7 protein-coding genes and 2 pseudogenes are annotated in these 12787 nt (G+C 71.0%); 5 read left to right on the top strand and 4 right to left on the bottom strand.

The genetic code is table 11. From position 1 onward, the window contains the following. Nucleotides 1–9: 9 nt before the first annotated feature. On the bottom strand, nucleotides 10–1782 hold the full coding sequence (locus OG747_RS02855) for an ArnT family glycosyltransferase (RefSeq protein ID WP_405877449.1): 1773 nt from the start codon (nucleotides 1780–1782) through the stop codon (nucleotides 10–12). A gap of 556 nt (nucleotides 1783–2338) precedes the next feature. Between OG747_RS02855 and OG747_RS02850 the strand changes: the two genes are divergently transcribed. The 4 genes and pseudogenes from OG747_RS02850 to OG747_RS02835 all read left to right on the top strand — a co-directional run bounded on the left by OG747_RS02850 (nucleotide 2339) and on the right by OG747_RS02835 (nucleotide 6664). Further along, entirely contained in the window at nucleotides 2339–2944 is a 606-nt protein-coding gene (locus tag OG747_RS02850) for an NADPH-dependent F420 reductase (RefSeq protein ID WP_405877447.1), read from the top strand. A gap of 21 nt (nucleotides 2945–2965) precedes the next feature. Further along, complete coding sequence (locus OG747_RS02845) at nucleotides 2966–3889, top strand: alpha/beta fold hydrolase (RefSeq protein WP_405877445.1); 924 nt, start codon at nucleotides 2966–2968, stop codon at nucleotides 3887–3889. Next, a pseudogene (locus OG747_RS02840) lies at nucleotides 3886–4332 on the top strand (AAA family ATPase); the annotation flags it as partial. The gene OG747_RS02845 and the pseudogene OG747_RS02840, both read left to right, overlap by 4 nt. Before the next feature lie 1318 nt (nucleotides 4333–5650). Then, nucleotides 5651–6664: a LuxR C-terminal-related transcriptional regulator gene (locus OG747_RS02835; RefSeq protein ID WP_405885428.1), complete on the top strand. Its 1014-nt coding sequence runs from the start codon at nucleotides 5651–5653 to the stop codon at nucleotides 6662–6664. 2 nt (nucleotides 6665–6666) lie between these two features. On the opposite strand, the pseudogene OG747_RS02830 reads toward OG747_RS02835, so the two are convergent. Then, nucleotides 6667–6825, bottom strand: a pseudogene (locus tag OG747_RS02830) (phytanoyl-CoA dioxygenase family protein); the annotation flags it as partial. Between the two features lie 416 nt (nucleotides 6826–7241). On the opposite strand from OG747_RS02830, the gene OG747_RS02825 reads away from it, so the two are divergent. Continuing rightward, nucleotides 7242–10340, top strand: a complete 3099-nt coding sequence (locus OG747_RS02825; RefSeq protein WP_405877443.1) for a glycoside hydrolase family 2 TIM barrel-domain containing protein — start codon at nucleotides 7242–7244, stop codon at nucleotides 10338–10340. Here OG747_RS02825 and OG747_RS02820 read toward each other — a convergent pair. Both OG747_RS02820 and sigJ read right to left on the bottom strand, forming a co-directional pair. Further along, a complete protein-coding gene (locus tag OG747_RS02820) occupies nucleotides 10251–11798 on the bottom strand; it encodes a cytochrome bc complex cytochrome b subunit (RefSeq protein WP_405877441.1) in 1548 nt (515 codons plus the stop codon). The two genes, OG747_RS02825 and OG747_RS02820, sit on opposite strands and share 90 nt — an antisense overlap. After that, nucleotides 11795–12739 carry an RNA polymerase sigma factor SigJ gene (sigJ, locus tag OG747_RS02815; protein WP_405877439.1) on the bottom strand — a complete coding sequence of 315 codons (945 nt, stop codon included), beginning with the start codon at nucleotides 12737–12739 and terminating at the stop codon, nucleotides 11795–11797. Before sigJ ends, OG747_RS02820 begins: the two co-directional genes overlap by 4 nt. Nucleotides 12740–12787 lie beyond the last annotated feature (48 nt).

Genomic DNA, 12787 nt, shown 5'->3' with positions numbered 1-12787 from the left:
CCCTTCGCGTCAGCGCCGACGGTAGATCGTGATCGAGTATCCGACCTCGTCGACGGGGGTGGCGCCGTCGAGCAACGACGCCAGCCGGCCGTCGGCCTTCGCGACCGCGGAGTCCGACACGGCGAGCAGCCCGTGCACCTCGCTCGGCGGCGCCTTGCGCGGATCGGCCGCCTCGATCCCGTAGGACGACGGCACACCGCTGCCCTTGTAGACCAGCCAGACCCGCTCGCTCGGGTACCGCTCGGCCAGGCGGTCGGCCAGCCGGCCCAGGTCCTGCCCCCAGTCGACGTTCGAGTCGTGCAGCCGCAGATGGGTCTTTGACGGTCCGCCGAACGCCTCGTTGGAGTACGGCAGGTAGTACGGGAAGGCGCGCAGCGAACTGACCCCGACGAACAGGACCAGCGCCGCCGCGCCGAAGTGGGCCCAGCGGTGGCGCAGGGCGAGGACCCCGGCCGCCGCGACCGCCAGGAACACCGGAACGAACAGCGCGTACCGGACGCCGAGGTCACGCGACCCGGTCATGGCCACGGCCAGCAGGACGGCCGGGGGGAGCAGGACGTACGGGGCGGCGGGGCGCAGCCGGGGCACGGCGACGAGCACGGCCAGGCCGATCAGCCAGAGGACCAGCATGCCGATCGGTGTCTTCACCAGGAGTGCGGCCGGCAGGTAGTACCAGAGCGAGCCGTGGTAGAGCCGTCCGAACAGGAAGCCGCTCCACGTCGCGTTCTCGAAGCCGAACTGGATGCGCATGCCGTCGCGGTACGGCCGGGGGGCGGGCAGCCAGTCGATGGCGAGCCCGCGCAGACCGTGCACGGCCGGGACGTTCGCGGGCGTCGCCCAACGCAGCTGCGGGTCGACGACCAGGTAGGTGGCCCATATGACGGCGAGGGCCACCAGCGCCGTACCCGCCGCCACCGCGACGCCCAGCACCACGAGCCGCGCTTGTGCGCGCAGGGCCGGGCCGGGCGAGCGGCGCGCGTGCCAGAAGGACGAGAAGGACGAGAAGGACGAGAGGGGCGAGAAGGACGAGGAGATTGAGGGGGACGAGGGGGACGAGAAGGACCAGAAGGAGTGGAACGCCAGGAGCAGCAGTACCGGCACCGCGGGCAAGGTGCTCATCTTGGTGGCGGCCGCCGCGCCGAGCGCCACTCCCGCGAGCGCCAGGTGCAGCAGAGGACGCTGTCGCCGCGCCCGCCACACCAGCCACACCGACGTCAGGAGGAAGCCGGCCGCCGGTACGTCGAGCGTGGCCAGCGAGCCGTGCGCGATGACGTCGGGCGAGAACGCGTACAGGGCGAGCGACATCAACCCGCCCACGGCACCGACGAGTTCACGGGCGAAGGCGAAGACGACCAGGCCGAAAAGCAGCGTCAGCACGATCACCGGCAGCCGTGCCCACAGCATCACCCGCCAGGGATCGTTGCCCGACTCGTACAGCAGCCGCCTGCCGAGCGCCGTCTGATCACCCGTGAAGTGGGCGTCCAGGTGCGGGTGGGCGAACACCAGCCCGCTCGCGATGATCAGTTTGCCCAGCGGCGGATGCTCGGGGTTGAAGCGCAGGGTGTGTTCCCGCACATAGGTCTCCGCCGTGCCCACATAGACCGGCTCGTCGATCGTCGGGGTCTGCTGCACGGCCGCCGTGACCATCGCGACCGCCATCTGGGCCAGCAGGGCGACCACGGCCAGCGCGCACAGCCACCGCCGGTGTCGCCGGAGCCCCTCGAATCGCCCCGGCGGTCTGGCGGCGGGCGTCGGCAGGCGGTCGCCCTGTCTGCTGGCCATGGATGTCGACATGCCCTTTGATACGTCCGCTCCGTACGCACCCGCTCATCCGGAAACCACCCGGCTTCGGTGCGAGTATGCACGGTGATCTCTCCTGGTCCGGGGTACCCCCCGTCAGCGCGTCCGGCGCACGTAGTCCGCACTGCCCGGCGTCGGCACCTGCACATCCCGGCGCACGATGCTCAGTCGGTCCCCGTAGCCCGCGCGGGCTTTACGACCCCGCCTCGGACGCTCACGATCCTGGCGACTTTGGCCGGACTTGAACCGTGTTCGCTACCGGTTGGGCGCACCTCTGGGTGCCCGGCCGCGGCCTTGGCACCGCATGATCAAAGCGCCTGGACAACGCGCACGTCAAGGCTCCGCCTCGCGGTGCCCGCGCGGCCCGTGTCCAGTCGTACGACAGAAGCGCCGCGGTGACCCGCGGCGTGATGCTGACGCTCACCTCTTGTAGTAGCCGCGCGGAACCAGCGGAACCAGCGGAACCAGAGGAACCAGAGGAACCAGAGGAACCAGAGGAACCAGAGGAACCAGAGGAACCAGAGGAAGGGGACACGTCATGCCTATCGGAATCATCGGCGCCGGAGCCATCGGACAGGCCCTCGCCCACCGGTTCGTGGCCGCCGGCGAGCAGGTCGTCATCAGCAACAGCCGCGGTCCGCGGTCGCTGCGTGACCTCGCCGCCTCGATGGGGCCGGCGCTGCGGCCCGCCACCGTCGCCGAGTCCGCCAAGGAGGAGATCGTCGTCATCGCCGTACCGTGGGGACGGCTGCGCGAGGCGGTGGGCGCCGCGGGCGTGTCCGACTGGCAGGAGCGGATCGTCATCGACACCACCAACCCGCTCGGCCCGCCCGACTTCAAGGTCGCCGACCTCGGCGGCCGCACCTCCAGCGAGGTCGTCGCCGGACTCGTGCCCGGAGCGCGCTTGGTGAAGGTGTTCAATACGCTGACACCGGCGGTGCTCGGCTCCGATCCGCGCACGTTCGCCGGTCGGCGGGTGATCTTCGTCTCAGGGAACCACCCCGGGGCCAACGAGCGCGTCACACGGCTGGCCGAACGGGTGGGCTGGGCGGTCATCAACCTCGGGCCGCTGGCGTCCGGCGGCCGGCTGCAGCAGTTCCCGGGCGGGCCGCTGCCGACGCTCAATCTGCTCCTGGAGCCCTGACGCAAGCCGTATTGTCAGGACATGACCGGAGACCGTATCGAACTGGCTGTACACGACCACGGGGGTGACGGCCCACCCCTGCTCCTGCTGCACGGAGCCAGGCGCACACTCGCCGACTGGGCCGCCGTCGCCCCGCTCCTCGTCCCCCGGCACCGGGTGCTCGCCGTGGACCTGCGCGGACACGGTCTCTCCCCGTCCGGGACCTGGAGTCTTTCCCGGGTGCTGGACGACCTTGAGGCGGTGCTGGAGCGGTACGACATTCCCGGCGCGCTGCCCGTCGGGCACTCGCTCGGCGGGGTGCTCGCGGTGCGCTACGCGCTGGGGCACCCGGACGTCACGCCCGGCGCGGTGGACCTGGACGGCTACGGGTGGGGCCGCCCCGACCAGTACGTGGGCCTCGACCCGGCGTATGTCGAGGAACGCCTCATCCGGGTGAGGGAGTTGGAGAGCGCCATGGTGCCCGGCGAACCGATTCCGGTCGACGGCCTGAAGGACCTGCTCGCCGAGCAACGTGCGATGTCCGAACAACTCGGCATCCCCTACGAACTGTTGGAGGCGGGCCTCCTGCGCTCTGTGCGCCATGGGCCCGACGGACGGCTGGAGGTACGCCCGGAACGCGAGCACGCGCTGGAGATGCTGGCCGCGATCGACGCGATCGACGCGCTCGACCTCTTCGACGCCTTCGCGAAGACGCGCCGGCCGCTGCTGCTCGGACGCGCCCTGCGGCCCGCACCGCCCATCCCCGGCATGCCATGGTTCGACGAACTGATGACGGCGTACAGGAGGGGGCTCGCCCGGGATCTCGCCGAACTGGCCGAGCGGCGGCCCACCGTGCGGGTCGTCGGCATCGACGGCACTCACGAGATGCTCCTGGAGAACCCCGGCGCGGTCGCCGACGCCCTTCTCGCCTTCACCTCCGACGTGTTTTCCGGGGTCGCCTCATGACGCCCCTCCACGACGAGTGGATCGTCGGCCGGGACCACGAACTGGCCCTGCTTTCACGGCTCGTGGACGATCTCACGACGGGACAGACCGGGTCCCTGGTGATGACCGGCGGCCCCGGCGCGGGCAAGAGCGTCCTCCTCGACGCCGCCACCCGCATCGCCCGCCGCAGCGGGATACGGGTGCTGCGCTGCCGGGGGAGCGAGGGTGAGTCGGGCCTCGCCTTCGCCGGACTGCACCAGATGCTGCGGCCCTTCCTGGACCTGGCCGAAGGACTGCCGACGCGCCAACGCGCCGCGCTGCTGGGCGTGTTCGGGCTCGACGACGGCGCGCAGACGGTCTCCGATCCGCTGCTGACCTCGCTCGGCGCGCTGACCCTGCTGTCCGACGCCGCGGAGCGCGGCCCGCTGCTCCTGGTCGTCGACGACGCGCACTGGCTGGACCTCGGCACCCTCGACGTCCTGTCCTTCGTGGCCCGGCGCCTCGAAGGCGAGCCGGTCGCCCTGCTCGTGGCGGCGCGCGACACCGTCGTGCCCGCGCAATTCTCCCGTGGGATGGGTCAGTTGGCCCTCGAGCCACTCGATACGGCCGCGGCCGGCCGACTCCTCGACCGCCAGCCCGAACCACCCGCCGGACGAGCCCGCTCCCGTATCCTCGAACAGGCGGCGGGTGTGCCTCTCGCCCTCGTCGAACTCGCCCGGGCCGCGGCGCGCGACCCCGCCGCCGGTCACGAGGGGGCACTGCCCCTCACCGACCGATTGGAAGCCATCTTCGCCGCAGACCTGCCCGAACTACCCCCGGCCACTCGGGAGTTGCTGCTTCTCGCGGCCGCCGCGGAGAGCGCCGAACTGCCCGTCATCCTCTCGGCCGCGGGCGAGCGGACCACCCCCGACGACTGGCTCCCCGCCGAACGCGTCGGGCTCGTCCGCCTCGATGCCGACCGCATCCACTTCCGCCATCCACTGATCCGCTCCGCCGTCTACCAGGCCGCGACCTACGCCGAACGCCACACGGCCCACCGAGCGCTCGCCGACGTCCTGGTCGCCGACCCCGACCGCCGCGCCTGGCACCACGCGGCCGCCGCCTCGGGCGTCGACGAGGAGGCGGCAAAGGAGTTGGAGGACAGCGCGGAACGGGCACAGCGCCGCGGCGGTTACGCGGCCGCGGCCACCGCCCTCGAACGCGCGGCCCGGCTCAGCCCCGACCCCGCCGTCCGCGCACGACGCCTGGTGCGGGCCGCGACCGTGGCGATGTACGCCGGTCATCCGCGCTGGGTCGGCGAACTCAGTGCCCGGGTCGCCACCCTCACCGACGACCCCGCTCTCCTCGCCGAGGCCTCGCTCCGGGCGGGCTGGGCGCTCGCCGTGACCACCCAGTTCGCGGGCTCGCTCGGCTTTCTGCTGCCGGTCGCCGAGGCCGTCGTCGACGAGGACCCCGTACTGGCACTCGACGCCCTGTCGACGGCCACCACGCCCGCGTACAACTCGGGAGCCCCCGAACACCGGGAGAAGCTCCTGCGGATCGTGGAGCGCGTGCCGCCGCAGGAGGACGAGACGGGCCGGCTCTGGGTGCTGGCGGGCTGCGATCCGGTGCGGAACCGGGTGAGGGCCCTCGAACTGCTCGCGGGCACCTGGACCGCGCCCCTGCCGAAGCCAGGATCCGGGATCGACGTCCCGCTGTCCCGCATGGTCGTCTCCGGCGGGGCCGCCTGGATCCTGGACGAGACGACCGAGGCGGTACGGCTCCTCGGCGCGGCCATGGAGCATCTGCGCCGCTCCCCGACCTCCGGGGCGAACGCCACCGTGGCCCAGGCTCTCGCGCTCGCCCTGTACGAGAGCGGGTCCTGGACGGAGGCCCGCGCGGCACTCGACGAGGCGTACGGCCTGGCTGCCGAGGGGGGACTGGAGAACGTGGTGGTGGGAGCGCCCGTTCTCGGCGCCACCCTGCTCGCCCTGCGCGGCGACACCGAAGCGGCCCGCGCCGCCGTACAGCGCGCCGTACACGGCATCGACCTGCCCAACTGCCGCAGCCTGCAGGTGCGCGCGCACTACGCGCTGGGCGCCGCCGCGCTCGCGGAGGGCGACCACGCGGCGGCGTACAACCGCTTCCGCGCCGTCTACACCCAGCAGCCGGGGCCCGCGCCCCTGCACTTCCACGCCTCCGACTACTACCTGGCCGACCTCGTGGCAGCCGCCGTCCGCACGGGCCGGGCCGAGGACGCACGGCTCGTCCTCGACGCGACCCGGCGGCGCCTCACCGAGGGCGAGACGTCCACGCGGCTCGACGCGATCGTGCACCGGGCCGAGGCCCTGCTCGCCGAACCGGACGACGCCGAACGGCACTTCGCGGCGGCGCTGGCCGATCCGGCGGGCGATCAGTGGCCCTTCGAACGGGCACAGGTCCGTCTCGACTACGCGGAGTGGCTGCGCCGTCGGCGCCGCGCGGTGGAGGCGCGTCCACTGCTCGCCGCGGCGCTGGAGGTGTTCGAACGGGCTCGGTGCCCGCCCGTGGACCGAGCGCGCCCGCGCCGAACTGCGTGCCGCGGGCGTCACCCCGGCGGCCTCGCCGTCCACCGCCCTGGACGCGCTCGCCGAACTCACCCCGCAGCAGCTGCAGATCGCGCGCCTCGCGGCGGCCGGTCTGACCAACCGGGAGATCGGCGAACGCATCTTCCTCTCGCCTCGTACGATCGGCTTCCACCTCTACCGGATCTTCCCCAAGCTCGGCATCACCTCGCGAGCCCAACTCCGGGACGCGCTGCCCGAGTCGAGGAAATGACGTCAGTGCGGTGACGCCGGGGCGAACTCCGTGCCGCACGGGCCCGCGCCCTCGCTCTCGGGCAGGGCGACCGGCTCGCCGCCCATCGTCAGCGTCCGGTAGGAGCCGCCGATGTGATGCGTGGAACTCCGCGCACGGTTCGCCGATCTCGGCGGCGGTGAACAGCCCGCGCACCACGACGAACCCGTTCTCGTCGAAGTCCGACCACTGACGCCCGCTCATGTCCGTGACTGTCATCCGACCGTCCCTTCCCACCGGAGTCCCAGGTGCTTCGCGCCAGGCCGGTGAGCCTTCCGGGAGGATGCCCGTGCGTGCTGAGGAGTTGCCCGAGCCCGCTGATCCGTCCCCACCGCCGGGCCTGGTGACCGTCGGACGCTTTCAGCCGGGTCTTCCGGCAGCGGTACGGGGCTCCGCCGGGCGCCTACAGGAAGGGCGAAGCTACGGATTCCGGCCGATGTGATGAGCGGGGTGGAAGTGAGTGCCGCACCCTTGACGGGCCTATGTGTCACCCAGTCAGAATCTGTTTGTTCACGATCAGTTGTGATGACTTATGGGCCCTTGACGAGAGAGAGCCGCCATGACGGTCACTCGAAGATCGGTATTGATCGCAGGAACCGCCGTACCCGCGGCAGGATCGCTCCTGGGCGCCGCCGACGCCTGGGCGGACCCGCCAGGGCGCGCCGCGGGTCGCCGCGCCGTCGAGCTGCGCGACGGCTGGCGCTTCGCGCTGGTCGATCCGGGTGGGATCACCGACCCCACCGGCGCGTACGAGGGCGCCGCGCAGCCCGGCTACGACGACGCGGCGTGGCGAGAAGTCGCAGTCCCCCACGATTGGAGCATCGAACAGACGCCCACGACCGAGCACGGCACCACCAGCGGGACCGGCTTCTTCCCGGGCGGCCTCGGCTGGTACCGCAGCACCTTCATCCTGCCGCCCGAACTCACCGGCAAGCGGATCTCCGTGGAGTTCGACGGCGTCTACATGGACTCGTACGTCTACTGCAACGGCAAGGAGGTCGGCCGCCACCCCTACGGATACACGGGGTTCGCCTTCGACCTCGCCGACCTGCTGCACACGGACGGCACCACCGAGAACGTCATCGCCGTGAAGGTCCAGAACCAACTGCCCAGCAGTCGCTGGTACTCGGGCAGCGGCATCTACCGCGAGGCCCGGCTCGTCGTCACCGAAGCGGTGCACGTCCAGCGCTGGGGCACGTACGTCACGACACCGGACATCACGGCGGAGCGGGCCGTCGTACGGGCGCGGACGACGGTCGTCAACGACTCCGGTGCCGCCGCCGAGGTCCAGGTGATCTCGCGGATCGTCGACCCCGACGGCCGTACCGCGGCCCGTACGTCCACCACGGTCACGGTCACCGGCCGCGCCGACGAGACCCATGAACTCACCGTCTCCAGAACCAAGTTGTGGGACTTCGCGTCCCCGGACCAGCGCTACGCCCTGGAGACCGAACTGCGGGTCGGCGGCGCGAGCGTCGACACCTACCGCACCCCCTTCGGTATCCGGCAGGTCCGCTTCGACCCGGACGAGGGCTTCCACCTCAACGGCACCCACGCCAAGATCAAGGGCGTCGACCTGCACCACGACCAGGGCGCGCTGGGCGCGGCGATCAGTATCGACGCCGTACGCCGCCAGATGACCATCATGAAGTCCATGGGCGTCAACGCCTTCCGCACCTCGCACAACCCACCCTCGCCGCAGATGATCCAGGTCTGCGAGGAGCTCGGCATCGTGATGATGGTGGAGGCGTTCGACTGCTGGCGGACCGGCAAGACGAGGTACGACTACGGCCGGTTCTTCGACGAGTGGTGCGAGAAGGACGCCACCGAGATGGTCCTCGCGGCCCGCAACTCGCCCGCCGTGGTCCTGTGGTCCATCGGCAACGAGATCCCCGACTCCACCTCCACTCCGGGGCTCGCGATGGCCGACCGGATCATCGCCGCCATCAAGGCGGCGGACGACACCCGGCCGCTGGTCATCGGCTCGGACAAGTACCGTCGTGTGCCCACGAAGGGTTCCGCGGCCGACCTCATGCTCAGCAAGCTGGACGGGCTCGGCCTGAACTACAACACGGCCAAGTCGGTGGACGCCCTGCACGCCGCCTATCCGCACCTCTTCCTCTTCGAGTCGGAGTCGTCGTCCGAGACCTCGACCCGCGGCACCTATCAGGAGCCGGAGCACCTCAACACCGGTGAGAATTACACGCCCGGTCGGCGCGCGGTCTCCTCGTACGACAACAACCTCGCGTCCTGGACGATGAGCGGCGAGTACGGACACAAGAAGGACCGGGACCGGAAGTGGTTCGCGGGGGAGTTCCTCTGGTCGGGCATCGACTACATCGGGGAGCCCACGCCCTACGACGTCTTCCCGGTGAAGGCGTCCTTCTTCGGCGCGGTCGACACGGCCGGCTTCCCCAAGGACATGTACCACCTCTTCAAGAGCCAGTGGACGAGCGAGCCCATGGTCCATCTGGTGCCCATGACCTGGAACCACGAGGCCGGTGACACGGTCGAGGTCTGGGCGTACGCGAACGTCGACACCGTGGAGCTCTTCCTCAACGGAAAGTCCCTCGGCGCGGGGAAGTTCGACACCAAGACGACTACCGACGGCCGTACCTATCTGGAGACCACCGAGGCGACCGGCGACGACAAGACCTTCACCTCGGGCCCGTACCCCGGCAGTTACACCAGCCCGAACGGTAGCGCGGGCAAGCTCCACCTCACCTGGAAGGTGCCCTACGAGCCGGGTGAGCTGAAGGCGGTGGCCCGCCGTGACGGGCGTACGGTCGCCACCGACGTGCTGCGCACGGCCGGGGCACCGCACGCGGTACGCCTCACGCCCGACCGCAGGTCGCTTGCCGCCGACGGTCGTTCCCTGGTGTTCGTGACGGCGGAGGTGGTCGACGCCCGTGGTGCGGTCGTGCCTGACGCGGAGCACCTGATCACCTTCGACGTGGACGGCGGGTCGCTCGCCGGTCTCGACAACGGCCGGGAGGAGAGCGCCGAGCGCTATCAGGCCAGTACGCGAACGGCCTTCCACGGCAAGGCACTCGCGATCGTACGCTCCGGCACACGGCCGGGGTCACTGAAGGTGACGGCCCGCTCCGAGGGACTGCGGGGCGCCACCGTCACCGTGCGCACGACCACGGCGCGTGCGAAGGCGGCCACCGCACCGTCCGTCTTCGCACCCGACCCGGGACCTGGTGTCCCGAACTACCCGCTCGCGGACGCGAGTTACTCCGGCCGAACGGACACCCTGCCCGCCGCCATGCTGGACGGCGACGCGGCCACGGGCTGGTCCAACGCGTTCTACAAGTCGGCCACGGCCCTGCTGCCCGCGTTCAACGGGGCCCGTCCCGAGGACTGGGTCTCGGTGACCTGGGCGCGCCCGCGTACCGTCGACCGCGTCGAGGTCTCCTTCACCGTCGACGCGACGCACGCACTGCCCGCGTCGGTCGAGGTCGCGGTGTGGGACGGCGGACAGTACGTGCCGGTGAAGGGGACGGCCGTCGACTGGGCCACCGCGTCCGACGCGCCGACCGTGATCACCTTCGACGGGGTGCGCGGCTCACGGCTGCGGCTCCTCATGGCGAGCGGGCACCCCGGCGCCGCCGACGGCGGGCTGCGCATCAGCCGTCTGGAGGTCCCGGTGGTCTGACGAGTCCCGGTGCTCGTGCTCGGTCAGCGTGTGGAGTTCGGCCGGGCCGAGCGGACGGTGCACCTCGACGTACTCGCCGTGCGGCAGGCGTGTGACGACGCCGGTCGCACGGCCGTGCGCCACCAGTTCCCGGTCCCGCAACTGCAGCCCCAGGCAGATGCGGCGGGTGACCACGAGGACGACGGCCGGGATGACGAACACGGAGATCCGCACCGCCCAGGTGACGGTGTTGATCGAGAGATGGAAGCGCGTTGCCACGATGTCGTTGCCGCCGCCCGCGAGCAGGATCAGATAGAGGCTGATCCACGCCGCTCCGATCGACGTACGGATCGGCCGGTTGCGCGGGCGGTCGAGGAGATGGTGCTCACGCCGGTCTCCCGTGACCCACGACTCGATGAACGGGTAGACGCCGATGGCGACCAGGAGCAGCGGGAAGACGACGATGGGTATCAGCACGCCGAGCACGAGCGTGTGCCCGGCGACGGTGATCTCCCAGCCCGGCATGACGCGCACCAGGCCCTCGGCGAAGCCCAGGTACCAGTCCGGCTGGGCGCCCGTCGACACCTGGTCGGCGCGGTAAGGACCGTACGACCAGACCGGGTTGATGGTCGCGATCGCCGAGATCAGCGCGAGGACACCGAACACCAGGAAGAAGAAGCCGCCCGCCTTCGCCAGGTAGACGGGCAGGAACGGGGTGCCCACGACGTTGCGTTCGGTCTTCCCCGGGCCCGCGAACTGGGTGTGCTTGTGGTGGACGACGAGGATCAGATGGGCGACGACGAGCGCCGCCATGATCCCCGGGATCAGCAGGACGTGCAGCGAGTAGAAGCGGGCCACGATGTCGTGGCCGGGGAACTCCCCGCCGAACAGGAAGAACGACAGATACGTGCCGACGACCGGCACCGACAGGAGCGCCCCGTCCACGAACCTGAGGCCCGTCCCGGACAGCAGGTCGTCCGGCAGTGAGTAGCCGAAGAGGCCCTCGAACAGGCCGAGGAGCAGCAGCGTCCAGCCGAACACCCAGTTCACCTCGCGGGGCCTGCGGAACGAGCCCGTGAAGAAGTGCCGCATCATGTGCGTCAGCATCGCGGCGAGGAAGACCAGCGCGGCCCAGTGGTGGAGCTGGCGGATCAGCAGTCCGCCGCGTACGTCGAAGCTGATGTGGAGCGTCGAGGCGTACGCCTCCGACATCCGGATGCCGTTCAGCGGAACGTAACCGCCGTGGTACGTCACCTCGTTCATGGAGGGGTGGAAGAACAGGGTCAGGTACACCCCGGTGAGGATCAGCACGACGAAGCTGTAGAGGCAGATCTCGCCGAGGAGGAAGGACCAGTGGTCCGGGAAGACCTTGCGCAGATACCGCCTGCCGAGGGCGTAGACACTGAGCCGGCCGTCGAACCAGTCGGCGACGCGTTCGCCGGGGGAGGACTTCTCGGCCGGACGCCCGGTGACCGTCACGAGTGCTCCTCCTCGGTCTCCTCGTCCCGCCGTACGTGTGCGAGCTTCTCGGGATTGGTGACGATGTAGACGCCGGACACCTGCTCGCCGTCCGCGGTGAGGTCCATGACCATGACCGCGTACGGCGACTCGCCCTCGAAGAGCACCGCGGAGTCGTCGCCGTTGACGCGCCGGTAGCGGAGGTCGAGGCCGGTGCCGCGCCGGGTGGCGTAACCGGCGAACAGCCGCGCCGCCTTGTCCCGGCCGTGCACCGGTCGCAGCCCGCCCGAGGCCTTGCCGCCGCCGTCCGTCCACACCGTGACGTCCGGCGCCAGGATCTCCATCAGCGCGGCGATGTCCCCGCCGAGCGCGGCCTCGACGAAGCGCTCGGTCGCCTGCCGACGGACGCGCGGATGGGCCCGGTAGAGCGGCCGGCGGGCGTGCACGTGCTCCCGCGCGCGGTGCGCGAGCTGCCGTACCGCCGCCGGACTGCGGCCGATGACCTCCGCGATCTCCGTGTGGGCGTAGCCGAACACCTCGTTGAGGACGAAGACCGCCCGCTCCAGTGGGGTGAGGGATTCGAGAACCACGAGCATCGCCAGCGACACCGACTCCGACCGCAGGGCCCGGTCGTCGCCGGAGCCGGCGGGGGCGGGTTCGTCGAGCAGCGGCTCCGGCAGCCAGGGGCCCACGTACGTCTCGCGGCGGCGGGTGATCGCGGCGCGCCGCGCGAGCGCGTGGTTCACGGCGATGCGCACGAGGTAGGCGCGCGGGTTGGCGATGCCCTCCAGCGGGGTGCGGTGTGCGCGGCCCGTCCAGGACAGCCAGGTCTCCTGGAGCACGTCCTCGGTGTCCGCGACGCTGCCGAGGATGTTGTAGACGATCGCGAAGAGCAGCTCGCGGTGGTCGACGAACACCTGCGTCGCGCCGTCGGCCGTCCCGGTCGCGGGGCTTTCGGACATGCCTTGCCTCCCTTGGTGCGCTCACTACTGCGAGGGGAGAAGCGGGCC

This window comes from Streptomyces sp. NBC_01384 (assembly GCF_045040035.1).
Classification (GTDB): domain Bacteria; phylum Actinomycetota; class Actinomycetes; order Streptomycetales; family Streptomycetaceae; genus Streptomyces.
Note: the sequence above shows the minus strand (reverse complement) of the source record. Positions and strands in the feature narration are given on the sequence as shown.

Coding starts and splice junctions, on each gene's coding strand:
- OG747_RS02855 (WP_405877449.1), bottom strand. CDS start 1,782: ATGGCCAGCAGACAGGGCGACCGCCTGCCGACGCCCGCCGCCAGACCG.
- OG747_RS02850 (WP_405877447.1), top strand. CDS start 2,339: ATGCCTATCGGAATCATCGGCGCCGGAGCCATCGGACAGGCCCTCGCC.
- OG747_RS02845 (WP_405877445.1), top strand. CDS start 2,966: ATGACCGGAGACCGTATCGAACTGGCTGTACACGACCACGGGGGTGAC.
- OG747_RS02825 (WP_405877443.1), top strand. CDS start 7,242: ATGACGGTCACTCGAAGATCGGTATTGATCGCAGGAACCGCCGTACCC.
- sigJ (WP_405877439.1), bottom strand. CDS start 12,739: ATGTCCGAAAGCCCCGCGACCGGGACGGCCGACGGCGCGACGCAGGTG.